A 22,957-nucleotide genomic window follows, 5' to 3' on the forward strand; every position below is an offset into this window, starting at 1 on the left:
GTCTTGGAAGGAAGGAGTGCTTTCGTCTTGACGAAAGCCATGGCCATGGAAAATGAAACTTATTATGAGCGTTGCGGTTGTCGGGATTTGTGCGTTAATCGGTTATGAACGGGCCGCCGGCCTGTCCGGGCGGATAAAATGGCTGAATGCGGCTTTATTGATGCTGGAGAAGGTACAGGCCTGCCTGAAATATGAAAAGATGACGACAGCCGAGCTGGTGGAATGGCTTTCAGAATATGAAAGCCTGAAGCCGCTCCGCTTTTTGCCGGTATGCCGGGAAAGGAGCAGGACAGGCCTGCCTTTTCCCGAAGCATGGAAAGAAGCCCTGAAGGAAGAACGGATCCCGGAGGATGACCGGAAGATGGCCTTACAGATCGGGGAGGTGCTTGGCAGCACAGAGGCGGAGAACCAGATCAGCGAGCTTATGGTACTGCGCAGTCTTTTGGAGCAGAACAAGCAGCAGGCCGAGGAGGAGAAGACACAGAAGTCAAAGCTGTACCATTCCCTGGGTGTTTTAAGCGGAATCGGGCTGGCGATTATGATTTGGTAAAAGGAAAGGTCGGGGAAAATGGATATCGATTTGATTTTTAAGATAGCTGCGATTGGTATTATCGTAGCGGTTTTAAACCAGCTTTTGATCCGTTCCGGGCGGGAGGAGCAGGCGATGATGACCACACTGGCAGGGCTGATTGTAGTGCTCATGATGATGGTTTACCAGATACAGGATTTGTTTGAAACAATCAAATCTTTATTTGGCTTTTAACGGAAAGGATACAGTCCAATGGATATTTTTCCAATCGTGGGGATTGCGCTGGTTGGAGCGGCGCTGTGTATCCTGTTTAAGCAGTATAAGCCCGAATACGCGATGCTGACTGCACTGATCAGCGGAATTTTGCTGTTTGGGATGATCCTTTTGAATCTTGAGCCGGTATTCCAGACAGTAACGGAGATGATGGAACGGGTGCAGGTCAACAGCGAATATGCAAAGGCGGTCATCAAGGCACTTGGAATCTGTTATGTGGTGCAGCTTGCGGCAGACACCTGCCGGGACGCGGGGCAAAGCGCGCTTGCGGGGAAGGTGGAGCTGGGAGGAAAAGCGGCAGTGGTGGTGATTGCCCTGCCGTTATTCCAGAATCTTTTGAATTTGGCGCTTAGCTTGATTGACCTACCCTAGAGAGGAAGTGGAAAGATGAAATGGATGCGTTATCTGGCGGCGTTTTTCGTTATACTCTGCTGTTTTTTCCCGATGCCGGTTTCAGCGGAGGGAGAGACCGGTCTCTCGGACGATTATGCCGCCTATTTTGAGAGCAGCGGGGCAAACGAGCTGTTCCGTCTGGCACCGGAAAACGCACAGGAATTTTTAGAGGAAAGCGGAATTTCTGCGCTGGATGAAAATACCATGCTAGAGCTGAATATTGGGGATTTGTGGGACGTGTTGCTTGGGCAGATTGCCGACCGAGTCAGCGAACCGGTTCGGATATTAACACTGACCCTGGGGATGGTGCTGGTTGCGGCTATGATGGAAATGATGCATACTACCGCCCAACGGGGTTCCAATCAGGTGTTTTCTGTGGTAGTGGTACTGGGGGCGTCTGCCATCATTGTTTCACCGCTTATTCAGCTCATCCGGGAAATTACGGAAATGATTGACGAGGTCAGCCGGTTTATTACAAGCTTTGTCCCGGTTTATACCGGTGTGGTGGCAGCATCCGGGAAGCCGTTGTCCGCCTTTGCCTATCAAAGCATTTTGCTTACGGTAATTCAGGTCATCTCGTACCTGAGCTCTCATATCCTGATTCCGCTGATTTGTATTTATCTGGCGCTGAGCATTAGCGGGGCTGCCACCCACAGAATCAGAGTAGGCGGGATTGCCAATGCAATCCGGTCTGCAGTGGTGTGGTGCCTGGGGTTGTTTTTAACAGTTTTTGTCAGTCTGCTGACGATCAAAAGCTTTGTGGCGGGAGCAACGGACAGCGTGACATTCCGGGCGGGAAAATTTCTGGTAGGATCGCTGGTTCCAATCGTAGGGAGTGCGGTCAGTGAGGCAATGACGGTGGTACAGGGCTCGCTGGGGGTTATACGGACAAGCGTTGGGACATTCGGCATCTTGATTATCGTGATGACCTTCCTGCCGGCAATCATTACCCTGTTTTTTATGAATATGGCGCTGAAAATTTCCAAAGCCGCCGGCGACGCACTCGGTGTTTCCGAGGTGAGCGGACTGCTGGAATCGGTCGGTTTTGTACTCTCGCTTCTGCTGGCGGTATTGGTTTGCTTTGCAGTGATGCTGATCGTATCAGTGTCCCTAATGCTGGTGCTGAGCAATGGGTCATAATTTCAATACGGAGGAAAGGATGTGGCTGACATGGAAATGATCCGTTCTATTGGAGCTTCGATCTGTATTACCATTATTGTCACCGGAATTTTTTCCATCCTGGTACCGGGAAAAAATATGGAACGGACTATTCAGCTTGCAGTGGGATTGTTTTTCCTCGCCAGCATTGTCCAGCCGATTGTAAACGGGGACTGGAGGGAACTGCTGGAATGGGATTCCCGGCAGATTGAGACGCAAATCCCGGAGCTTGAGGATACGGTAGACAACCGTGTAGTGACCCTTACGGAAGAGGGGCTTCAGCGGCAGGTTGCAGCTCTGCTGCAGGGAAAGGGAATTTCCGCGAAACAAGTTGGGGCTACTGTTCATATTGAGGAGGACAACAGCATAACTATTACTGAGATACTCATTATCCTGCCGCGGGAGGAAATTCTCAATGCCCCGGCTGCTGAACAGCTTGTGGAGGAGAATCTCGGGATTGTGCCAGAGCTGGAATTGGAAAGGAACGGTTAAAATGGGCAAGGAACGATTCAAAACAATGGTTGATTCGGTGGTGCAGGATGACAAAAAGCGGAAGCTGATTCTCATTGCCGGGATCATTTTAATTGGGATTATCTTTTTATCCGGATTCTGGAACGACAAAAAGGATTCACAGGCAGCGCAAAGCACTGCACAGGGGATAACGGAAGAGGAATATGTCCAGCAGCTCGAGAAGAAGGTCAAAGAATTGCTGCGGGGGATTGACGGGGTCGGCAACCCGGATGTCATGCTGACGCTGGAGAGCGGATCGGAATATGTTTACCAATCCGAAACAAAGCGTTCTACCGACCGAACCGACACCTCTGGGGAAACCACGCAGGAAAGGCTCGATGATGAACATACCATAGTGATGGTGGAGGGTGATAATGGAAAGAAACAGGCGTTGATCCGTACTGAATTGACCCCGAAGATACAGGGAATTGTGGTGGTATGCGATGGGGCAGATCAAGTGTCGGTACAAACACAAATTATTGATGTCCTGACAACGGCGTTTGGCATTTCGTCCGCGCGGGTCAGTGTAGCGAAAGCAGCATCGTCGGGCGGATAAGCGGCTGATGATGAAAAATTTTTGAGGAAAGTAAGGAATGATTTTTATGAAAGCAAATTTTGTGATCGGAAAAAAACAGATTATCCTGGCGGCCCTGGTGGTGCTGTTGGGCGGCGCGGTATATGTCAACTACCTCTATGCGGACAAAGGGGACGATTATCTGGTTACAGACGTTCTCAACCAGACCTCCCAGACCGAAAGCGCTGCTGAAACAGGAGGAGAGGTTACCTCCGCTGCGACCGACGGCGAGCGGCTCGAAGGGAAAAATTATGGGGACGCGCAGCTGGTGGGCGGCGAGGTGACTGCCTCTGAATACTTTGAAAAGGCGCAGCTGGAACGAACCAAAGCGCGTGACGAAGCGGTAGAAACGGTAAAATCTGTCCTCGAAAATTCGGATGCGAGCGCGGAGGAGGTTGCGGAAGCCACTTCTCAAATTGTGGAAATCTCCCAGCAGATTGAAGACGAGAGCAAGATTGAAAACTTAATTAAGGCAAAGGGCTTTGCGGAATGCGTGGTTTATCTTGACGGGGAGACGGCAAATGTCGTTGTCCAGACGTCGGGGCTAAAGGTCGAGGAAGCGGCGCAGATTAAAAATATCGTTCTGTCCCAGAAGGATATCAAGGCCGAGAATATCACGATTCAGGAAGTGAACCAATAGAATAGGCAAAAAAACAGAGAACGGAAGGATTCCGTTCTCTGTTTTGCATAAATAGTCAATTTTTTGAAAATTTTTGAAACAAACTTTTTTTTTAATGGATTCTATGCTATAATAAGCTATACGAAAACAAGAATGAAATTGTATTTTTATTCACATAATCCATGTTGGGAAACATCATGATAAACGGAGGTCGTTACAATGGATGTAAAGGCAGAACAGATGAGTGGCAAACTGAATATTTCCGAAGCGGTAATTGGAAAAATCGCGCAGTTGGTTGTCAATGATGTAGAGGGAGTTTACAGCATGGCGCCCTCCCCGTCCCGGATGCGAGATGTTGTGCTTCGTTCCGAGCGGAACAAGCCGATCCTGACCAAGATGAATGCCGGCGTGGCGGAGATGGATATCTATGTCGTTGTCAGGCAGGGATATAAAATCAAGGAAGTTGCGGAAGAAATACAGGAATACGTGAAGGAAGCTGTGCAGAATATGACGGCGATTACCGTCTCCAAGGTGAACGTATATGTTCAGGACGTAAAGGCGACGGTGGAATAGAAAGCCGGGTCTGAGACGGCACAACTTTATAACTGAGAGGATACAAGACGATATGACAAGGCATCAAATGAGGGAAGCGGCGTTTATGCTGACCTTTGAACGGATTTTCAACCAGGATTCTGTGGAAGAAATGATCCAGGCGGCGCAGGAATGCGACAGCTTTGAACTGAACGAGCAGGCTATCGCGCTGTTTCGCGGCGCAGACGACCATCGTGAGGAATTGGACTCAGTAATTGCAAAGCATCTGAAAAATTGGACGCTCGCCAGAATCTCGAAGGTGTCTCTTGCCGTACTGCGGCTGGCGATCTATGAGATGAAATACTGTGATGATATTTCGGACGAAATCGCTATCAGTGAGGCAGTGAAAATTGCACAGACCTATACGCTGAAGGATGATGTCACCTTTATTAACGGTGTGCTGGCTTCGGTTTCAAAGGACGTTTAGGCGATGGGACTCTATCTGGGAATTGATACAAGCAATTATACCACCTCTGTGGCGCTTTATGACGAAGCTGCCGGAACAGTGGAGATGCACAAAAAGCTTCTTCCTGTGAAGGAGCGCGAATGCGGGCTGCGGCAGAGCGACGCGGTCTTTCTGCATGTGAAGCAATTGGGCGGCTTGATGGCGGATTTGATGGGCGGATCAGGAAGGAAGATCGCTGCTGTCGGCTATTCCGCATTTCCACGGCGTGCCGAAGGTTCTTATATGCCATGCTTTTTGGTAGGCGATATGGTTTCGCAGGCAGTTTCTTCCGTTCTTGGTGTGCCACGGTATCCGTTTTCTCATCAGGAGGGCCATATTGCGGCGGCCTTGTATTCGTCCGGATGTCTTGATTGGCTGTCCGGCGAATTTTATGCCTTCCATGTCTCTGGCGGGACAACAGAAGCGCTGCTTGTCCATGCGGATGGGCCGGATATCCGGGTAAGGGTGGTTGGAAAAACCCTCGACCTGAACGCGGGACAGGCTGTTGACCGGGTAGGCGTGATGCTGGGGTGTTCCTTTCCGTGCGGGATAGAGCTGGAACGGCTCGCGCTGGAATGTCCGGAAGCGGTGCGGGGAAGGGCTTCTCTCAGGGGGTGCGACTGCTGCCTGTCCGGGGTGCAGAACCAGTGTGAAGCACTCTTTAAGAAAGGCGTTCCGAAAGAATATATAGCAAAATACTGTCTTTCCTGTGTGGAGACGGCAATAGCCGGAATGACACAGGAAATTTGTCATACATATGGGGAAAAGCCAATTTTATATGCTGGCGGGGTCATGTCCAATTCCCTGATCCGAAAATCGCTTTCAGAGCGGTTTGGGGGGAGCTTTGCGGCGCCGGAGTTTTCCTCGGATAACAGCGCGGGGATTGCTGTGTTAGCAGCATTGTCCGCGCAAAGGAAAGATTTGTTATGATGGAGTTTTACGACGCAGTTTATACAGTGTCCCAGTTAAACCGGTACCTGAAAAACTTAATGGATTCCGACCCGTTTTTACAGACGATTACCGTGAAGGGCGAGCTTTCCAACTTTACCCATCACATGAAGTCGGGGCATTTTTATTTTTCAGTGAAGGATGGGAACTGCTCGATCAAGGGTGTGATGTTCCGCGCCTATGCGCAGAGGGTTCGGTTCCGCCCGGAAAACGGGATGAATGTAATCCTGACAGGGTCGGTGCGGCTGTTTGAACGGGACGGCGCTTTGCAGTTTTATTGTGAGCACATGGAACCGGATGGGATCGGTGCGCTGACCCTTGCCTTTGAACAGCTCAAAAAACGGCTGGCAGAGGAAGGGCTGTTCGCGGAGGAACACAAAAAGCCGCTCCCGCGCTATCCAAAACGTATCGGGGTTGTCACCTCGAAAACCGGCGCCGCGCTGCAGGATATCCTTAATATTCTTTCTCGGCGGTATCCGGTTGCGACAGTAGTGCTGATTCCCGCGCTGGTACAGGGAGAGAACGCTGCCGATTCTATCTGTGCCGGGATACGTGCGGCTGAGAAATGCAGCCTTGATGTGTTGATTGTCGGGCGCGGCGGCGGCTCCGCAGAAGATTTGTGGTGTTTTAATGAAGAACGTGTTGCGCGGGCAATCTATGAATGTACAGTACCGGTAATTTCTGCGGTGGGACATGAGATTGATTTCACAATTTCAGATTTTGCGGCGGATCTGCGTGCGCCGACTCCATCGGCAGCGGCGGAGCTCTGTGCGCCTGACCTGCGGGATATGCTCTACCAAATTAAAGTGTATGAAAGCACGCTGGATGGCCTGATGGAAATCAGGTTTGACAGAAATGGAGAAGCCCTGCGCCATCTTGCAAGGAGGCTTGCAGCGTTATCCCCGGAGGCGCGCCTGCTGACGGCAAGGGACGCTCTGCAAAGCCTCCGGGAACGGCTGGAACACGCGGCGGATCAAAGAATGAAGCAGAAACGCCAGCATGCGCAAAGCTGCATGGCAATGCTGGAAGCGCTTAACCCATTAAAGGTGCTCTCAAGAGGTTATTCGGTAACCTACAGTGGAGATAAAATCCTGACTGGGAGTGGACAGGTCTGTCCCGGTGACAGGCTTCGGACGCTGTTGGCAAACGGGGAAATTGAAAGTACAGTCGAGTTGGTCAGACTGAAGGAGAAGGGCTGAGAAGATGGCGAGAACAAAAAAACTGCCTTCCTTTGAGGAGACGGTTCAGGAATTGGAACAGATTATTGCCCGCCTGGAGCAGGGCGAACTGAATTTAGATGAGTCGCTTACTCTCTATGAACAAGGGATTGCGCTGACAAGGCAATGCAGCCAGCAGTTGGAGTCGGCGCAGCTAAAATTGGAAGAATTGAAAGCAGGAAAACCAGATGAAGCAATTTGATGAAATAATGCAGGAGGATATCCGGCTCATTAACGAGGCTTTGGATCGGATATTAACTTTCCGAGGAGAGACTTATGACGAGGTTATCGAGGCGATGCGGTATTCGGTAATGAATGCCGGGAAACGGATCAGACCGGTGCTGACGCTGGAATTCTGCCGGATGCTGGGAGGAAAGCCTGAGGACGCCCTGCCGTTTGCTTGCGGAGTGGAGATGATCCATTGCTATTCACTGATCCATGACGACCTGCCCTGCATGGATGACGATGACCTGCGCCGAGGCAAGCCCTCCTGCCATAAGCAGTTTGGAGAAGCAACGGCGCTGCTCGCGGGAGACGCCCTGCTGACAAGAGCGTTTGAGGTGATGGCGGATTCTGCGCTCTCGGAAAAGAACCCTGCCGCCGCGGTACGCGCCATCAAGGAAATGGCTTATTTTGCCGGTGCGGACGGGATGGTCGGCGGTCAGGTGATTGATCTGGCAATTGAAGGAAAAGCGGTGTCCGCAGAGCTGCTGACACAGATGCACTGCCTGAAAACCAGCGCGATTATCAAAGCAGCCTGCAAGATGGGAGCTATCTGTGCCGGGGCAGCGCAGGAGGATATCAGCCTTGCGGAGCAATACGGAGAAAACCTCGGGCTGGCCTTTCAGATTGTCGATGATATCCTGGATATCATCGCGGATGAGCAGGAGCTCGGCAAACCGATACACAGCGACCTCTCAAATGATAAAACCACCTTTATTACTCTGTTCGGGATGGAGCGGGCCCAGAGGATGGCGGAGGAATATACCAGAAAAGCCTATGCGATTGTCCATGGAAAAGACAGAGGCGCCTTTTTGGAGCATCTGATCACATCGCTGCTAGAACGGCGAAAATAAAAAGCTTGAAGGGACAGGAACTGTGAGTAAATTAGTTTATGATTTCTTTCATAATTATGTATTGATTGTCGGGCTGATCTCCTGGTTTGCGGCACAGCTTATTAAGTCGATTTTAGTGCTCATTGAAACGAAGAAATTCCGTTGGGAACGGATGATCGGCTCCGGCGGAATGCCAAGCTCCCACTCCTCCACTGTTTGCGGCGTGGTAGTAGCTATGGCAAGATCCAGCGGAGTATCCTCTCCGCTGTTTGCGCTTGCGTTTATCTTTGCGGCTGTTGTGATGCATGACGCGATGGGAGTACGGCTGGAAGCGGGAAAACACGCCAGGATTATCAACGTACTGCTGAAAAAGGTTGATATGAAGGACTTGACTGAGGAAAAAGACCTCAAGGAGCTATTAGGGCATACAACGCTTCAGGTTGTTGCCGGCGCGGTTTTAGGGATAGTAATCGCGCTGATTATCCCTGTATTTTAATCCGGGAAATTCCCCGTTTGCAGGGAACTGAAAAAAGGTGAAAAATAGTATGGAGCACAAAATTTTAGATACGATCCATTCCCCGCGGGATCTGGATCGGCTGTCCGAATCTGATTTGAACCTGTTGGCAAAAGAGATTCGGGAATTTTTGGTGGAATCCATTTCAAAGACCGGCGGGCATCTCGCTTCCAATCTGGGCGTGGTGGAGCTGACATTGGCAATCCATCGTGTTTTTGATTCCCCGTATGATAAAATTGTCTGGGACGTTGGACATCAGAGCTATGTCCATAAGATACTGACCGGACGGAAAGACCAGTTTGCTACCCTGCGGCAGGAAGACGGGCTGTGTGGGTTTCCAAAGTCAAAGGAAAGCGTGCATGACGCTTTTATCGGCGGACACAGTTCTACCTCCATTTCGGCGGGATACGGGATTGCAAAGGCGCTCTCCCTGAAAGGTGATAATCATCACGTGATCTCAGTGATCGGGGATGGTTCCTATACCGGCGGAATGGTATACGAGGCGATGAACAATGCCGGACAGAACCGGAATAAGCTGATTGTCATTTTAAACCACAATGATATGTCCATTTCCAAAAATGTCGGAGCGTTTGCGAAATATCTCTCCACGATCCGGGTGCAGCCGGGATATCTGGACTTTAAAAAGGGTGTGGAAAAGGTACTTGACCATACGCCGGTTGTGGGAAAACATTTGAAAAATTCGATCCGTTCTTCAAAATCGATTCTGAAGAACGCGCTATATAATTCCACCTTCTTTGAAAAGATGGGCTTTTCTTACCTGGGACCGGTTGACGGCCATGACCTGAAGGCGCTGACCAACGCCCTTACCACTGCGAAACGGATGGATGGGCCGATCCTGGTGCATGTCGATACCACCAAGGGTAAAGGCTACTGCTATGCGGAGGAAAATCCCGGAGCTTATCACGGGATCAGCAAATTTGATGTAGAGACAGGAAATCCGGACGTCGCGCCGGAGGATAGTTATTCCAACGTGTTCGGCAGGGCGCTTGCAAAGCTGGCCGGTACGGACGAAAGAATCTGCGCAATCACTGCGGCCATGAAATACGGTACAGGTCTGCAGCATTTCTCCTCCCGATACCGGAAGCGCTTTTTTGATGTCGGGATTGCGGAGCAGCACGCAGTAACCTTTGCCGCGGGCCTGGCGAGCCAGGGAATGCGTCCGGTGTTTGCGGTCTACTCTTCCTTCCTGCAGAGGGGCTATGACCAGATTATTCATGATGCATCGATCGAGCAGCAGCATGTGGTGCTGGGGATTGACCGTGCCGGAATAGTCGGGGATGACGGGGAGACCCATCAGGGGGTTTTTGACGTATCTTTCCTGAGTGCGGTTCCGCATATCACCGTTTATTCCCCGGAGAGCTACGGGGAGCTGGAAATCAGCCTGCAAAAGGCGCTGTATGACCATACGGGCGTGGTAGCAGTGCGTTATCCGCGCGGGTCGGAAAAAATTACGCATCTGCTGCGATGCAGAAATAAGGATAATTTTGTCTATCAGGACGCTGGCGGAAAAGCGCTGGCTGTGACCTATGGACGGGAAACAGAGCAGGTATGCTCCGCGGCGGAAAGGCTGGATGGTGTGTCGGTGCTAAAGCTGGTGCGGATTGTCCCGATACCGGAGCAGGCTTTGGAAATTGCCCGGAAATACCAGAAAATTTATTTCTTTGAAGAGGGAATGAAATGCGGCGGAATTGGGCAGCAGATGATGTGCGCCCTATATGAACGTGGCTGGAAGGGCGATTTTTCGCTCACCGCGATTGACGGAGAATTTGTCAGACAGGGTGTTGTTGGAAACGTGCTCAAGCGTTATGGCCTGGACGCCCAATCAATTCGAAACAGGATAGAGGATGGAAATAAACGTGGCTGAGAAAATAAAAAAGATTCGGCTGGACACCGCCCTGGTGGAACAGGGGCTGGCGCCGAGCCGGGAAAAGGCGAAGGCGCTGATTATGTCCGGCATTGTCTATGTGGATGACCAGAAATGTGACAAGGCCGGAGACTCGATTAAGGCAACTTCCAAAATAGAGGTGCGGGGACAGGGCCTGCGGTATGTCAGCCGGGGCGGCCTGAAGCTTGAGAAAGCCATGGAGCTTTACACCCTTACCCTTCAGGAGAAAACCTGCATGGATATCGGCGCTTCAACGGGCGGCTTTACCGACTGTATGCTCCAAAACGGTGCGGTTAAGGTCTATGCGGTTGACGTGGGTTACGGACAGCTTGCCTGGAGCCTGCGGAATGACCCACGGGTTGTCAACCTGGAGAGAACGAATATCCGCCATATCACAGAGACACAGGTTCCGGACGTGATTGAGTTTGCCTCGATTGATGTGTCCTTTATCTCACTGACCTTGGTTCTGCCGGTTCTATACCGTTTTCTGGCTGAGGGCGGAGAGGTTATCTGCCTGGTGAAACCCCAGTTTGAGGCCGGAAAGGGAAAAGTGGGGAAAAAAGGCGTTGTCCGGGAACCGGAAATTCATCGGGAGGTCTGCGAAAAAATTTACGACTTCTGCGCAGGGAACGGCTTTTGTGTAAAGGCAATAACCTTTTCGCCCATCAAGGGCCCGGAAGGGAATATCGAATATTTGTTTTATCTGCAAAAATCTGATGATGCTGAATGGGCGCCGCGGGATGAAATTGCGGCTGTAGTGAAGCAGTCACATGATGCGCTTTCCTGAGCGCGCAGGAGGAGTGTGGGGGAATCTTGATGAAACGGTTTATGGTAGTATCGAACTTCGGCAAGGCTAACGCTTTGGCCTGCACCAAGGAGGTGTGCCGGTATCTTACAGAGCTGGGGGCGGCTGTGATGATGTCGGAGGAAGCAAAGAAAAGCTGCGATTGTGATTATGTCGAATATGGAGAGTTCTACAGTCTTATGGAAGAGGCGGAGGCAGTCATTGCGGTCGGCGGTGACGGGACGATTCTCCATGCCGCCAAACATGCGGTTGCATACGACAGGCCAGTGTTTGGAATCAATGCGGGACGGCTTGGCTTTTTGGCCGGGCTGGAGCCGGACGAGTTAAATTCGCTTCAAAGGCTGGTGCAGGGAGACTACCGTACCAAGACGAGGATGATGCTGGAGGTGGTTCACCAGCGGGGGGCGGAATGCTCCTCATATCTGGCGCTGAACGACGTTGTGCTCTCAAAAGGGGCAATTTCCCGGATGGTTGACCTGGACATCTTCTGTATGGACCGGTTTGTCAGCTCCTATCGGGCAGATGGCGTGATCCTGTCGACTCCGACCGGCTCTACCGCCTATTCGCTGAGCGCCGGCGGGCCAATCATCGATCCGGATATGAACTGCATCACCCTGACGCCGATTTCTCCGCATTCGCTGTTTGACCGCACGATTGTATTTTCAGAACATAACCGCCTGACGATCTGTCCTGGGCATGAGAGCGAAACAGAAATTTACCTAACAGTGGACGGCGAGCAGGCTGTGCGTGTCCGTCAGGGAGACCGGGTGATCGTTAAGAAAAGCCAGACAACAGCCCGGCTGATTGATTTGACAGATAAACCTTTTTACGAAGTGCTGCAGGATAAATTCCTGACACGTGCAAAATCTTGATGGAGGGACAAGGCTGTGAAAGAAAGCAGACACCAGAAAATCCTTGATATCATACAGAATGAAGAGGTCTATACCCAGGAGGGCATTTTGGAACGCCTTCGAGCAGCGGGATTCGAGGTTACACAGGCGACGGTTTCGCGGGATATCAAAAAATTAAATCTCATTAAAGTCTTAACGCCAAATGGGAAATATCGATATACCTGCCATACTGACCCGTCTACGCAGACGGATTCAGTGAAATTTCATTCTGTTTTTGCAGAAGCGGTGAAGTCGGTAGACTGTGCGATGAATATTGTAGTTATTAAATGCCATGTCGGATTTGCGAACGCGGCCTGCGCGGCGCTGGACACCATGAATTTGGACGGGATCGTCGGTACGATTGCGGGGGATGATACGATTTTCGCCCTGATGCGTTCTCAGTCACAGGCGGAATATGTGGTAAAAACAATTCAGGAACTGCTGAACAGGTAGGTGAGGGCTGTGCTCAAGGAGCTTTATATTGAGAACCTTGCAGTAATCGAGCGGGTGACGCTGACTTTCGAGGCCGGCTTTACGGTCTTTACCGGAGAGACTGGCGCTGGAAAATCTATCCTGATTGATGCGATCAACCTGGTTTTGGGCCAGCGCGCGAGCAAGGAGACCGTCCGTACCGGGACAGAAAAAGCGGTGGTGTCCGCAGTATTTGGAGAGCTGCCGGATTCTGTGGAGGAAGCGCTGCGGGAATACGGCTATGAAAGCGAAAACGGGGAATTGCTGGTTTCCCGGGAAATCAATACGGAGGGAAAGAGCGCCGCGCGGCTGATGGGCCGCCCGGTGACGGTATCAATCCTCCGGGAGCTGGGCTCGATGCTGATCAATATCCACGGACAGCATGACAACCAGGTCTTATTAAACAGTGAGAATCATCTGGATATCCTCGATCTTTATGCCGATACAGGAAAGATTTTCGAGGACTACCAGTCAGAATACAGGCGCTATTCCGCTTTAAAAAGCGAGTGGCGGAGGATCAGCATGGACGAGCAGGAGAAAATCCGGCGGATCGACCTGTTGCGCTACCAGACGGAGGAAATCTCCCAAATCGCCCCCAAGGAGGGAGAAGACGAGGAACTGGAGGAGCGTCTGGGCGTAATCCGCAATGCCGCCAAGATCTCGGAACAGCTCTCCGGCGTCTACGCGATGCTTTATGGCTTTGAAGAGGAGGGCGGCGCCTGCGATCTGCTGCGGCAGAGTGTGGAAGCGCTGGATGAAATCGGCGTATACCACCATACCGTTCAGGAGTTGGCGGAACAATTGCGCAACGTCCAGGACGGAGCGGAAGAGGTGGCCGGGAAGGTGTCCCGGTTTTTGGAAGGGTTTGAGTTTAATCCTAACGAGCTGGAGCAGCTCGAGCAGCGCCATGACGATTTGGCGCTGCTGAAACGCAAATACGGCACGACGATCCGGGAGGTACTGGACTTTTATCGGACGGCAGTGCGGGAGCTGGAACAGATCGAGCTTTCCGAAGAACGCAGGCAGGAGCTTGGCCAGGAACTGGAAGAACAGAAAAAACGGGTGATGGCCGCCGGCAAGCTGCTTTCCGATGTCCGCCATCAGGCTGCCAAACGGTTTGTGGAGCAGGTGTCCCGGGAACTCCGGTTCCTCGATATGCCGAATGTGGCAATGAAGGTGGAAATTACTAAGGCAAAATACGGCCCGAAGGGATGCGACGCTGTGGAATTTCTCTTTTCCACGAACCGCGGCGAGGAGCTGCGCGGGCTCGGCAAAATTGCTTCCGGCGGGGAGCTGTCCCGGATTATGCTGGCGATAAAAAGCGTACTGGCAGAAAAGGATGAGATCGGCACCCTGATCTTTGACGAAATCGATACCGGCGTCAGCGGGAAATCATCGCAGAAAATCGGGTTGAAGCTGCGCGGCGTGGCAAAGCACCGGCAGGTGCTCTGTGTTACTCACTCGCCTCAGGTGGCGTCTTTGGCAGAGCACCATATGCTGATCCATAAGGAAACAGAGCGTGGCCGTACCTTTACCCGCGTGTCGGCGCTGGACGATAACGGCAGGGTGCAGGAGGTTGCCAGGATTATGGGAACAGACCGGGTGAGCGACCTGGTATTAAACAGTGCGAAAGAGATGATCGAGCAGGGAAAGAACTCCTGTTAGGGTGTTGACATCTCAAAAAAATTGTGCTATGATTACTCACATAGCAAAGAAGCGGTGAAGAGAACAAGTACTCTTGTCCAGAGGCTTTCAGAGAGTGCCCGGCTGGTGAAAGGGCATAGGGATGGGCTGGAGGAATACCTCTCGGAGTTACAAGCGGAACGAAGGGTTTCCCTTTTAGTAGGCAAGGTCGGGTCCGCCCGTTAAAGCGGTAAGGGCATCGGAAGTGTGCCCGGAGAGTGGCTGCTGGAAACAGCGGCAACAGAGGTGGTACCGCGGAACAGTTTCGCCCTCTATCCGGATTGACGGATAGAGGGCTTTTATTTTGCTCTCATACGAATCGGAATCGAACAGATGAAAGGATGTTTATCATGACAGTATTTGAAGAACTCCAGCGAAGAGGACTTATCGCGCAGTCAACCCATTTGGATAAGATTGAAGAACTTTTGAACAGGGAAAAGGTCACCTTCTATATCGGCTTTGACGCAACGGCGGACAGCCTGCATGTCGGACACTTTTTGCAGCTTGTGGTCATGTCGCATCTGCAAAAGGCAGGACACCGTCCGATTGCTCTTCTAGGAACGGGAACTACTATGATCGGAGACCCGACCGGGAAAAGCGACATGCGCCGGATGATGACGCCGGAAGAAATCAACCACAACGCAGAATGCTTTAAACGCCAGATGTCTAAATTTATTGATTTCAGCGACGGCAAGGCGCTGATGGTGAAAAACGGCGACTGGCTGCTTAACTTTAAATATATTGACTTTATCCGCGACGTCGGGGTGCATTTCTCAGTGAACAAGATGCTGCAGGCAGAATGCTTTAAGTCCCGGATGGAACGAGGCTTAAGCTTCATGGAATTTAACTATATGCTCCTGCAGAGCTATGACTTCCTGCACCTGTACCAGAATTACGGCTGTAAGCTCGAGCTCGGCGGGGATGACCAGTGGTCAAATATCCTCCAGGGGGTTGACCTGGTGCGCCGTGTGGAAGCAGAAGAGGTATATGGAATGACCTTTACTTTGCTGACTACCCGTGAAGGGAAGAAGATGGGAAAAACCGAGAAGGGCGCTTTGTGGCTTGATCCGGAAAAAACCTCCCCGTATGATTTCTTCCAGTATTGGAGAAATGTCAACGATGAAGATGTCATCAACTGCATGAAGCTGATTACCTTTGTTCCAATTGAGGAGATCGAGGCGATGGAACACCTCACCGGCAGTGAACTGAACCCGGTTAAGGAACGGCTTGCCTTTGAGGTGACCAAGCTGGTGCATGGGGAAGAAGAGGCGCGGAAAGCGTTGGACGCTTCCAGGGCGCTGTTCTCCTCCAAGAGCAATACCGATGACATGCCGACTACCGAGCTGACGGCGGACGAATTTAGCGACGGCGGCATCGGAATCCTTGACCTGATGGTGAAAACAGCGCTTTGCCCGTCTAAAGGCGAGGCAAGAAGGCTTGTTCAGCAGGGCGGTGTCTCGGTCAATGACAAAAAGGTTGCCGCGCCGACAGAAATGGTACTGCAGGAGGCGTTCCAGGACGGCTTTATCATCGTCCGCAAAGGGAAAAAGGTATACCATAAGGTGGTATTGAAAAAATAAGAAGCCTGTATTTTCAGGGCATTTCCAGACATGTCTGATGGAAATGCCCTTTATACATTTGTCATAGATTTGAAAGCCCTTTTTTGTATAAAACACAAATTTCAGAACATACTTCTAGTATACCTGTAACATGTTACAAATTTTGTGTTTTGCTGCCTATTCAGGCTGGCTTTATTTGACAAATAGGGAAAAAAAGTGTATTATGTATGGTGCTTAACTATATTGATGATCCTTTCAACTGCCGGTTTTTTGCCGGAAAAGAAATCATTTTAAGTAGGAGTTTGTAATGAGCCGTTTTTTTCATGACTTACATAAATACAAAAATTATACGATCTATTCAGCAAAATCGGACTTAAAATCAGAAGTAGCCAGTTCTTATTTAAATTGGCTGTGGTGGATATTAGATCCGATTTGTTTTATGTTGATCTATACCTTTATTTTTGGCGTGGTATTTGACGCTTCGGAGCAGTATTTTCCGGTCTTTATTTTTATCGGGTTAACGATGTGGAACTTTTTTAACCGCCTGATGCTTTCCAGCATAAAGATTGTAAAAAGCAATAAATCGATTGTTTCCAAAGTCTATCTCCCAAAGTACATCCTGATATTGGAAAAGATGGGCGTTGAAGCCTTTAAAATGGGGATTTCCTTCCTGATTGTCATTGCGATGATGATTGTTTACCGCGTTCCGGTAACCTGGAATATCCTCTGCGCCATCCCGATTCTGATTGTATTTTTCATCATCTGTTTTGGGTTTGCCACCATCCTGCTCCACTTCGGCGTGTTTGTGCAGGATTTGTTTAACGTGACTCAGATCGGCCTGCGGCTTGTGTTTTATATGACGGGGATCTTCTATAATTTGTCTACCAGAATTCCATCTCCCTACAGCGATTATCTGTCCCATCTAAATCCTGTCGCCTTTTTAATGACTTCCATGCGGAAGGCGCTGCTCTACGGGGAAATGATTAGCTGGAAATGGCTGGGGCTATGGTGTCTGGTCGGCCTGCTGATTTCTGCTGTTGGAATCCACACAATTTATAAAAATGAAAACAGTTATGTCAAGGTGTTGTAAAAATGAGGGAATATGCAATTGAGGTAAAAGACCTTTGTGTAAATTATCGGAACCTGCAAAAATATTCGATCAAGCAGAATTTCTTTTCCTTTAAGCGGCGGAAAACCGAACAGTTTGAAGCGGTGAAAAACGTCTCCTTTTCTGTAGAAAAGGGAGAGATTCTCGGGATTGTGGGCAGGAACGGAAGCGGGAAATCCACGCTGTTAAAAACATTGGCGGGTATTTTTTCACCTGATTCCGGGACGATTGATATGAAGGGCCATTCTGTTTCGCTTTTGTCTATCGGTGTCGGATTTCAAACCGAATTAACCGGCCGGGAAAACATTATGCTTTCTGGAATGCTTTTGGGCTTCAGCCAGGAATTTATTAAGGAAAAGATGGAAGAAATCATTGAATTTTCCGAACTGGGAAAATTTATTGATATGCCGGTTAAGTCCTACTCCAGCGGAATGCATTCCAAGCTTGCCTTTTCGATCACCGCAATTCTTGAGACCGATATCATGATGATCGATGAAGTGCTCAGTGTGGGCGATACAAAATTTAAGAAAAAAAGCTATGCGAAAATGAAATCGTTAATTAATGACCAGGATCGTACAGTGTTGATTGTTTCACACAGCAGCGATACCCTGCGCCAGCTTTGTACCAGTATCCTCTGGCTCCATGACGGAGTAATTAAAATGCAGGGAGACACCAAAGAGGTTCTTGCGGCTTATGAGGAATTCATGAAATAATACTTAAAAGGATGGATTAAAATGAATATTACAGACTTTATGTCGGAAATACAGACTTTGGGAGTTGATTATTTTACCGGGGTTCCGGATTCTCAGCTCAAAGCGCTCTGCGACCACTTGATGGATCGTTTTGGTATTTGTGAGCAGCATGTTGTTGCTGCAAACGAAGGCGCTGCTGTTGGCCTGGCAGCGGGACATTATCTTGCTACCGGGAAACCGGCCATGGTTTACATGCAGAACAGTGGGATTGGCAATGCAGTCAACCCGATCTGCTCCCTGCTAAATGACAAGGTCTATGCAATTCCGGTCTTATTTGTCATTGGCTGGCGCGGTGAACCGGGCGTACATGATGAACCGCAGCATGTTTTCCAGGGGGAAATCACCTGCAAGCTACTGGACTGCCTTGATATCGCGCATGTAGTCCTGACCCCTGAATCTACAGCAGAAGAGCTGAAAGCCGCAATGGGAGAAGCGCAAAAAGCCTTTGCGGACGGCAAATGCTATGCGGTTGTCGTGAAAAAGGGCGCGCTGAAAAATGACAAGAAGATGGTGTATCAGAACGACTGCCCCTTGAGCCGCGAAGAGACTGTGAAGCTGATAATCAGTCAGGCAAAGAATGACGATATTTTTGTTTCTACTACCGGTAAGCTCTCCCGCGAGCTGTTTGAAGCGCGGGAAGCACGAGGGGAAGGACATGAGAAGGATTTTCTCACTGTTGGCTCAATGGGACATAGCTGTATGATCGCCCTGGGGATCGCGCAGCAGAAGAAAGAGCGCCGGGTGTTCTGCCTGGACGGCGACGGCGCTGCGCTGATGCATTTGGGCAGTCTGGCTGTACTGGGCGCAAACCAGCCGAAGAATTTTTATCATGTAGTCATCAATAACGGCGCGCATGAGACTGTTGGCGGTGTACCGACAGTCGCTTCCAAAATTGATCTTCCGGCAGCGGCAAAAGCCTTTGGATACCAGCATGTATTTACTGCCCGGACGGAACAGGAAATTCTGGGCGCTCTCTCCGAATGCAAAAATCTGGAGGGCCCGGTTTTAATTGAAATTAAAACAAACCTCCTGTCTCGTGCAGATCTGGGACGGCCAACTACAACGCCGATCCAAAACAAAGAGGCATTCATGTCCTTCGTAGAAGGGAAATAGCAGCTTTTCACCCAGGTTTCTGCATCAAGATGCAACAACCTGCGGCGATCCGCTTGTTTTGTGAAAGGAATGGTCATAGAAGATGAAAGCGCTGATTTTAAATTCCGGGCTCGGAAAACGGATGGAAGAATTAACGGCTGACCGCCCGAAATGTATGGTCGAAATTGTTCCGGGAATCGCGGCGGTAGACCTGCAGGTTCAGAAGCTGCTTTCCTGCGGCATCCGGGACATTGTGATGACAACCGGGCCGTTTGCTGATTTTCTGGAAGCGCATTTAACCGAACGCTATCCGGAAGCGAGAATTACGTATTTTAACAACCCGGTTTATGATAAGACAAATTATATCTATTCCATCTATCTGGCGAGAGAAGCCCTGCGGGACGAGGATATTGTTCTGATGCATGGGGATCTTGCCTTTGAGACCAAGGTGCTCAGAACGGTGCTGGGAAGTAAAACCAGTGTGATGACCGTTGACAGTACTCTCCCGCTGCCAGAAAAGGATTTCAAGGCAGTGCTTGACGGCGAAAAGGTTGTCAAGGTCGGGGTTGAGTTTTTTGAAAATGCAGTGGAAGCACAGCCGCTTTATCTGCTGAAAAAAGAAGATTGGAACGCCTGGCTTGCGCGGATTGTTTCATTCTGTGAAGCCGGAAACACCTCTGTTTACGCGGAGAATGCGCTCAATGAAATTGCAGACGGCCTGAACATTAGGAAGCTTGACCTGCAAGGCCAGTTTTGTGCAGAAGTTGACAATAAAGATGATCTGGAAAATTTCCGGGCTCATTTTGACTTGTTACAATAAATAAAATAATAGGAGTGAAAACAAATGAAAAAGGTATATTTAAGCCTGAGCAGCGACATTATTCACAACGGACATATTAAAATTATTTCTCGTGCGGCAGAGCTTGGAGAATTGATGGTTGGTGTGATGACCGACGAAGCAATTGCGCGTTTTAAAAGATTTCCCACTGTAACGTTTGAGGAACGCTGTGAAATTGTCAGCAGCCTGAAGGGGGTTTCCTCCGTTGTACCGCAGGACAGCATCGACTATGAGAAGAACCTTTTGAAATATAAACCGGACATCGTTGTCCATGGCGACGACTGGCTGACCGGAACGCAGGCTCCTGTCCGCGCCAAGGTTATTAAAGTGCTTGAAAGCTACGGCGGCAAGCTGGTGGAATTCCCGTATACCGTCAATCCGGTAGAAGAAGTCATGGAAGCCGACGCAAGACGGATTCTCTCTATGCCGGAGCAGCGCCGCGGGCGGTTAAAGCAGCTCCTGAAGATGAAAAAGCCAGTCACTCTTCTGGAAGCGCACAATGGTTTGACAGGCCTGATTATTGAAAATACTAAAATTGAGAAAAACGGGGAGATTATCCAGTTTGACGGGATGTGGGTTTCCAGCCTTTGCGATTCTACCGCAAAGGGAAAACCGGACATTGAGCTGGTTGACAATACCTCCCGCCTGAATACCATTGACCAGATTATGGAAGTAACCACAAAGCCGATTATCCTTGACGGGGATTCCGGCGGGCTGGTGGAGCACTTTGTATTCCTGGTAAAAACGCTGGAGCGGATGGGCGTTTCTGCGGTGATCATCGAGGATAAAGAGGGCTTGAAGAAAAATTCTCTGTTTGGTACAGAGGTTAGCCAGACCCAGTGCAGCATTGAAGCAATGAGCGAGAAAATCAAGGCCGGGAAAGAGGCTTTGACTACCCATGACTTTATGGTGATTGCGAGAATTGAAAGCCTGATTCTGGAACAGGGGATGGACGACGCGATTGCGAGGGCACGCGCTTATGTAAAAGCGGGCGCCGATGGGATTATGATTCATTCCAGACAGAAAACCCCGGATGAAATCTTTGAATTCTGCCGCATTTTCCGCGAAAAGGATAAGATCACTCCGCTGGTAGTGGTACCGACTACCTTCAATATGGTGACAGAAGAAGAATTTGCAGAGCACGGCGTCAATATCGTGATCTACGCAAATCACCTGATCCGGAGCGCATTCCCTGCTATGCAGCATACCGCCGAGCTGATCCTGCAAAACAGCCGCTGTATGGAGGCGGACAAGCAGGTGATGCCGATCAAGGAAATTCTGACCTTGATCCCGGAAGCAAAATAGAAGCGGAGTTTCATATGGATGCAAACGAACTGAGAAGCCTGCAGATGACGCTGCTGGAAATCTGCTGTGAGATCGACCGGATTTGCCGGGAAGAGGGTATCCCGTATTTCATTATAGCGGGAACCGCTCTGGGCGCGGTGCGTCACGGCGGATTTATTCCCTGGGATGACGATCTCGACATCGGGATGAAGCGGGAGGACTATGAACGGTTTTTGCAGGCGGCGCCTGGAAAGCTGAAACCGGAGTATTTTTTACAAAACCATGAAACCGATCCCAACGCGCCGTTTTATTTTACTAAAATTCGTAAAAACGGCACGCGGTTTGTGGAGAAGTACCTGAGTGGGCTTGCAATGCATCATGGCGTGTTTGTCGATATTTTTCCATTTGATCCGGCGCCGGATCATTCCAAAGAGCGGGAACGGTATTTTAAAAAAGCACGGTTTCTTGACCAGGTCTATGTTTCAAAATTTGTATCCGGTACCAGTACGCCGCAAACTGGCTTTTCAGGCAGAATGAAGGGCCTTGTAAGAAAGTTCCTGCATATTGCCCTGAGGCCGGTGTCCGCAAAGAAACTATACTTCCGGCTGGATCGGGAAATACAGCGGTACGGCGGGCGGGAAACAGCCTGCCGCTGCTATGCTTTAACTCCGAAGCTTTTAATCCAAAATGAGAATCTGGACAATCTGGATGAAATCCTGTTTGAGGGAAAAAAGCTTTTCTGTCCGGGAAATCTCAGCGTGCATTTAACGGATTACTTTGGTGATTATATGCAGCTCCCGCCTGAAGAAAAACGGGTGGGCCATCAGCTTGAAGAAGTGCGACTATCGGAATAGACGGTTATGAGAGAATTATCATTAGAGGAATTAAAGATTGTACAATTTCATATCTTAAAGGCGTTTGCAGAGTATTGCGATGCTCACCAGCTCCGATATTATATTGTCGCGGGAACGCTGCTTGGCGCAGTCCGGCACGGCGGCTTTATTCCCTGGGACGATGACATTGACGTTTCGATGCCGCGGCCCGATTATGAGAAGCTGCTTGAGGTTTCGGGAGGATGGATTTCCGATGTTTACCGGGTAACTTCCGTAAAAAACTGCAAGGAACATTCCCGGCTGTTTATGAAGGTAGTGGATACCCGTACCATGGCAAAACACTACTTTTATTCCGAACGGTATAAGATGAGCATCGGGATTGATATTTTTCCGCTTGACGGCGTCCCGGCAGATGAGAACGTGCGGAAGCGCTATTTCAAGAAATTGTGGTTTACGAAAAAGCTGTTTTCCTATACCCAGACCCAGCTCATGCGCGGAGGAACAAAGCTGCGCGCCCTGATTAAGACACTTGCGGCAGTCCCAAGCCGGATGATCGGCAGGGAACGGCTTTACCGGATGGTAGAACGCCAAGCGGCTAAATACCCGTTTGACCAGTGTGAGGAGATCGGGATTAATTTCGGCGTATACAAGGAAAAGGAAACGGTGAAGAAGGAAGAATATCTTCCATATCACGATTTGTCGTTTGAGGGCGTCATGTTCCATGCGCCGGCAAATTATGACGCTTACTTACAGCAGCTTTATGGGGATTATATGCAGCTTCCGCCGATGGAAGCGCGCCAGCCTCACCACCCGTATACCGTTTGGTGGGAGGGTGAGGAATTCCCGGAGGACATATTGCTTCATCATGACATGGAAATGGAAAAGGCGGAATAGGCTGCCTTTTCCTTTC

At 50.0% G+C, this 22,957-nt stretch carries 27 protein-coding genes and 1 other annotated feature; all 27 genes read left to right on the forward strand.

The window, feature by feature from the left end:
- Nucleotides 1-52 precede the first annotated feature (52 nt).
- The 27 genes from CZ360_RS09775 (at nucleotide 53) to CZ360_RS09905 (ending at nucleotide 22,941) form a co-directional block, all read left to right on the forward strand.
- On the forward strand, nucleotides 53-550 hold the full coding sequence (locus tag CZ360_RS09775; RefSeq protein WP_077534024.1) for a stage III sporulation protein AB: 498 nt from the start codon (nucleotides 53-55) through the stop codon (nucleotides 548-550).
- Nucleotides 551-568: 18 nt separating this feature from the next.
- Nucleotides 569-763: a stage III sporulation protein AC gene (spoIIIAC, locus tag CZ360_RS09780; RefSeq protein WP_077534025.1), complete on the forward strand. Its 195-nt coding sequence runs from the start codon at nucleotides 569-571 to the stop codon at nucleotides 761-763.
- An 18-nt stretch (nucleotides 764-781) separates the two neighbouring features.
- On the forward strand, nucleotides 782-1,174 hold the full coding sequence (locus CZ360_RS09785; RefSeq protein WP_077534026.1) for a SpoIIIAC/SpoIIIAD family protein: 393 nt from the start codon (nucleotides 782-784) through the stop codon (nucleotides 1,172-1,174).
- A gap of 15 nt (nucleotides 1,175-1,189) precedes the next feature.
- Nucleotides 1,190-2,335, forward strand: coding sequence for a stage III sporulation protein AE (locus CZ360_RS09790; protein WP_077534027.1), 1,146 nt, complete (start codon nucleotides 1,190-1,192; stop codon nucleotides 2,333-2,335).
- 30 nt (nucleotides 2,336-2,365) lie between these two features.
- Nucleotides 2,366-2,845: a stage III sporulation protein AF gene (locus CZ360_RS09795; protein ID WP_077534028.1), complete on the forward strand. Its 480-nt coding sequence runs from the start codon at nucleotides 2,366-2,368 to the stop codon at nucleotides 2,843-2,845.
- Nucleotide 2,846: 1 nt separating this feature from the next.
- Nucleotides 2,847-3,419 carry a hypothetical protein gene (locus CZ360_RS09800; protein ID WP_077534029.1) on the forward strand — a complete coding sequence of 191 codons (573 nt, stop codon included), beginning with the start codon at nucleotides 2,847-2,849 and terminating at the stop codon, nucleotides 3,417-3,419.
- Between the two features lie 46 nt (nucleotides 3,420-3,465).
- Nucleotides 3,466-4,077, forward strand: coding sequence for a SpoIIIAH-like family protein (locus tag CZ360_RS09805; protein WP_159438226.1), 612 nt, complete (start codon nucleotides 3,466-3,468; stop codon nucleotides 4,075-4,077).
- A 198-nt stretch (nucleotides 4,078-4,275) separates the two neighbouring features.
- Nucleotides 4,276-4,629, forward strand: a complete 354-nt coding sequence (locus tag CZ360_RS09810; RefSeq protein WP_077534031.1) for an Asp23/Gls24 family envelope stress response protein — start codon at nucleotides 4,276-4,278, stop codon at nucleotides 4,627-4,629.
- A gap of 52 nt (nucleotides 4,630-4,681) precedes the next feature.
- Complete coding sequence (nusB, locus tag CZ360_RS09815; protein ID WP_077534032.1) at nucleotides 4,682-5,074, forward strand: transcription antitermination factor NusB; 393 nt, start codon at nucleotides 4,682-4,684, stop codon at nucleotides 5,072-5,074.
- 3 nt (nucleotides 5,075-5,077) lie between these two features.
- Nucleotides 5,078-6,022, forward strand: coding sequence for a tRNA (adenosine(37)-N6)-threonylcarbamoyltransferase complex transferase subunit TsaD (locus tag CZ360_RS09820; protein WP_077534033.1), 945 nt, complete (start codon nucleotides 5,078-5,080; stop codon nucleotides 6,020-6,022).
- Nucleotides 6,019-7,239: an exodeoxyribonuclease VII large subunit gene (gene xseA, locus CZ360_RS09825; protein ID WP_077534034.1), complete on the forward strand. Its 1,221-nt coding sequence runs from the start codon at nucleotides 6,019-6,021 to the stop codon at nucleotides 7,237-7,239. The genes CZ360_RS09820 and xseA overlap by 4 nt, the downstream gene beginning before the upstream one ends.
- 4 nt (nucleotides 7,240-7,243) lie before the next feature.
- Entirely contained in the window at nucleotides 7,244-7,459 is a 216-nt protein-coding gene (locus tag CZ360_RS09830; protein WP_077534035.1) for an exodeoxyribonuclease VII small subunit, read from the forward strand.
- Nucleotides 7,446-8,333: a polyprenyl synthetase family protein gene (locus tag CZ360_RS09835; protein ID WP_077534036.1), complete on the forward strand. Its 888-nt coding sequence runs from the start codon at nucleotides 7,446-7,448 to the stop codon at nucleotides 8,331-8,333. The genes CZ360_RS09830 and CZ360_RS09835 overlap by 14 nt, the downstream gene beginning before the upstream one ends.
- A gap of 22 nt (nucleotides 8,334-8,355) precedes the next feature.
- Nucleotides 8,356-8,808: a divergent PAP2 family protein gene (locus tag CZ360_RS09840; protein WP_077534037.1), complete on the forward strand. Its 453-nt coding sequence runs from the start codon at nucleotides 8,356-8,358 to the stop codon at nucleotides 8,806-8,808.
- Between the two features lie 49 nt (nucleotides 8,809-8,857).
- Nucleotides 8,858-10,711: a 1-deoxy-D-xylulose-5-phosphate synthase gene (gene dxs / locus CZ360_RS09845; protein ID WP_077534038.1), complete on the forward strand. Its 1,854-nt coding sequence runs from the start codon at nucleotides 8,858-8,860 to the stop codon at nucleotides 10,709-10,711.
- Complete coding sequence (locus tag CZ360_RS09850) at nucleotides 10,704-11,519, forward strand: TlyA family RNA methyltransferase (protein WP_229408039.1); 816 nt, start codon at nucleotides 10,704-10,706, stop codon at nucleotides 11,517-11,519. The genes dxs and CZ360_RS09850 overlap by 8 nt, the downstream gene beginning before the upstream one ends.
- Nucleotides 11,520-11,548: 29 nt before the next feature.
- Nucleotides 11,549-12,409: an NAD(+)/NADH kinase gene (locus CZ360_RS09855; protein ID WP_077534040.1), complete on the forward strand. Its 861-nt coding sequence runs from the start codon at nucleotides 11,549-11,551 to the stop codon at nucleotides 12,407-12,409.
- A gap of 15 nt (nucleotides 12,410-12,424) precedes the next feature.
- Entirely contained in the window at nucleotides 12,425-12,880 is a 456-nt protein-coding gene (argR, locus tag CZ360_RS09860) for an arginine repressor (protein ID WP_077534041.1), read from the forward strand.
- 9 nt (nucleotides 12,881-12,889) lie between these two features.
- Nucleotides 12,890-14,563, forward strand: a complete 1,674-nt coding sequence (recN, locus tag CZ360_RS09865) for a DNA repair protein RecN (RefSeq protein WP_159438227.1) — start codon at nucleotides 12,890-12,892, stop codon at nucleotides 14,561-14,563.
- 45 nt (nucleotides 14,564-14,608) lie between these two features.
- Nucleotides 14,609-14,857: a binding site (T-box leader), on the forward strand.
- A 71-nt stretch (nucleotides 14,858-14,928) separates the two neighbouring features.
- Nucleotides 14,929-16,161, forward strand: a complete 1,233-nt coding sequence (gene tyrS / locus CZ360_RS09870) for a tyrosine--tRNA ligase (RefSeq protein WP_077534804.1) — start codon at nucleotides 14,929-14,931, stop codon at nucleotides 16,159-16,161.
- 286 nt (nucleotides 16,162-16,447) lie between these two features.
- A complete protein-coding gene (locus CZ360_RS09875) occupies nucleotides 16,448-17,230 on the forward strand; it encodes an ABC transporter permease (protein ID WP_077534043.1) in 783 nt (260 codons plus the stop codon).
- Between the two features lie 2 nt (nucleotides 17,231-17,232).
- Nucleotides 17,233-17,961, forward strand: coding sequence for an ABC transporter ATP-binding protein (locus tag CZ360_RS09880; protein ID WP_077534044.1), 729 nt, complete (start codon nucleotides 17,233-17,235; stop codon nucleotides 17,959-17,961).
- A 21-nt stretch (nucleotides 17,962-17,982) separates the two neighbouring features.
- Nucleotides 17,983-19,113, forward strand: a complete 1,131-nt coding sequence (gene aepY, locus CZ360_RS09885; RefSeq protein ID WP_077534045.1) for a phosphonopyruvate decarboxylase — start codon at nucleotides 17,983-17,985, stop codon at nucleotides 19,111-19,113.
- Between the two features lie 82 nt (nucleotides 19,114-19,195).
- Nucleotides 19,196-19,912 (forward strand): phosphocholine cytidylyltransferase family protein, encoded by a 717-nt coding sequence (locus CZ360_RS09890; protein ID WP_077534046.1) that lies wholly within the window; start codon nucleotides 19,196-19,198, stop codon nucleotides 19,910-19,912.
- A 24-nt stretch (nucleotides 19,913-19,936) separates the two neighbouring features.
- Nucleotides 19,937-21,235, forward strand: coding sequence for a phosphoenolpyruvate mutase (gene aepX, locus CZ360_RS09895; protein ID WP_077534047.1), 1,299 nt, complete (start codon nucleotides 19,937-19,939; stop codon nucleotides 21,233-21,235).
- A gap of 14 nt (nucleotides 21,236-21,249) precedes the next feature.
- A complete protein-coding gene (locus CZ360_RS09900; RefSeq protein WP_077534048.1) occupies nucleotides 21,250-22,068 on the forward strand; it encodes a LicD family protein in 819 nt (272 codons plus the stop codon).
- 6 nt (nucleotides 22,069-22,074) lie between these two features.
- Nucleotides 22,075-22,941, forward strand: coding sequence for a LicD family protein (locus CZ360_RS09905; RefSeq protein ID WP_077534049.1), 867 nt, complete (start codon nucleotides 22,075-22,077; stop codon nucleotides 22,939-22,941).
- Nucleotides 22,942-22,957: the final 16 nt, after the last annotated feature.

The sequence above is a fragment of the Massiliimalia massiliensis genome (genome assembly GCF_900155615.1).
GTDB lineage: Bacteria > Bacillota > Clostridia > Oscillospirales > Ruminococcaceae > Massiliimalia > Massiliimalia massiliensis.

What these genes read in the sequence shown, in the direction of transcription:
- CZ360_RS09800 (WP_077534029.1), top strand. Translation starts at nt 2,847, where the DNA reads ATGGGCAAGGAACGATTCAAAACAATGGTTGATTCGGTGGTGCAGGAT.
- CZ360_RS09795 (WP_077534028.1), top strand. Translation starts at nt 2,366, where the DNA reads ATGGAAATGATCCGTTCTATTGGAGCTTCGATCTGTATTACCATTATT.
- CZ360_RS09775 (WP_077534024.1), top strand. Translation starts at nt 53, where the DNA reads ATGAAACTTATTATGAGCGTTGCGGTTGTCGGGATTTGTGCGTTAATC.
- CZ360_RS09900 (WP_077534048.1), top strand. Translation starts at nt 21,250, where the DNA reads ATGGATGCAAACGAACTGAGAAGCCTGCAGATGACGCTGCTGGAAATC.
- CZ360_RS09810 (WP_077534031.1), top strand. Translation starts at nt 4,276, where the DNA reads ATGGATGTAAAGGCAGAACAGATGAGTGGCAAACTGAATATTTCCGAA.
- CZ360_RS09905 (WP_077534049.1), top strand. Translation starts at nt 22,075, where the DNA reads ATGAGAGAATTATCATTAGAGGAATTAAAGATTGTACAATTTCATATC.
- CZ360_RS09890 (WP_077534046.1), top strand. Translation starts at nt 19,196, where the DNA reads ATGAAAGCGCTGATTTTAAATTCCGGGCTCGGAAAACGGATGGAAGAA.
- CZ360_RS09820 (WP_077534033.1), top strand. Translation starts at nt 5,078, where the DNA reads ATGGGACTCTATCTGGGAATTGATACAAGCAATTATACCACCTCTGTG.
- aepX (WP_077534047.1), top strand. Translation starts at nt 19,937, where the DNA reads ATGAAAAAGGTATATTTAAGCCTGAGCAGCGACATTATTCACAACGGA.
- CZ360_RS09880 (WP_077534044.1), top strand. Translation starts at nt 17,233, where the DNA reads ATGAGGGAATATGCAATTGAGGTAAAAGACCTTTGTGTAAATTATCGG.
- CZ360_RS09830 (WP_077534035.1), top strand. Translation starts at nt 7,244, where the DNA reads ATGGCGAGAACAAAAAAACTGCCTTCCTTTGAGGAGACGGTTCAGGAA.
- CZ360_RS09790 (WP_077534027.1), top strand. Translation starts at nt 1,190, where the DNA reads ATGAAATGGATGCGTTATCTGGCGGCGTTTTTCGTTATACTCTGCTGT.
- dxs (WP_077534038.1), top strand. Translation starts at nt 8,858, where the DNA reads ATGGAGCACAAAATTTTAGATACGATCCATTCCCCGCGGGATCTGGAT.
- spoIIIAC (WP_077534025.1), top strand. Translation starts at nt 569, where the DNA reads ATGGATATCGATTTGATTTTTAAGATAGCTGCGATTGGTATTATCGTA.
- nusB (WP_077534032.1), top strand. Translation starts at nt 4,682, where the DNA reads ATGACAAGGCATCAAATGAGGGAAGCGGCGTTTATGCTGACCTTTGAA.
- xseA (WP_077534034.1), top strand. Translation starts at nt 6,019, where the DNA reads ATGATGGAGTTTTACGACGCAGTTTATACAGTGTCCCAGTTAAACCGG.
- CZ360_RS09855 (WP_077534040.1), top strand. Translation starts at nt 11,549, where the DNA reads ATGAAACGGTTTATGGTAGTATCGAACTTCGGCAAGGCTAACGCTTTG.
- CZ360_RS09785 (WP_077534026.1), top strand. Translation starts at nt 782, where the DNA reads ATGGATATTTTTCCAATCGTGGGGATTGCGCTGGTTGGAGCGGCGCTG.
- CZ360_RS09835 (WP_077534036.1), top strand. Translation starts at nt 7,446, where the DNA reads ATGAAGCAATTTGATGAAATAATGCAGGAGGATATCCGGCTCATTAAC.
- CZ360_RS09805 (WP_159438226.1), top strand. Translation starts at nt 3,466, where the DNA reads ATGAAAGCAAATTTTGTGATCGGAAAAAAACAGATTATCCTGGCGGCC.
- CZ360_RS09875 (WP_077534043.1), top strand. Translation starts at nt 16,448, where the DNA reads ATGAGCCGTTTTTTTCATGACTTACATAAATACAAAAATTATACGATC.
- aepY (WP_077534045.1), top strand. Translation starts at nt 17,983, where the DNA reads ATGAATATTACAGACTTTATGTCGGAAATACAGACTTTGGGAGTTGAT.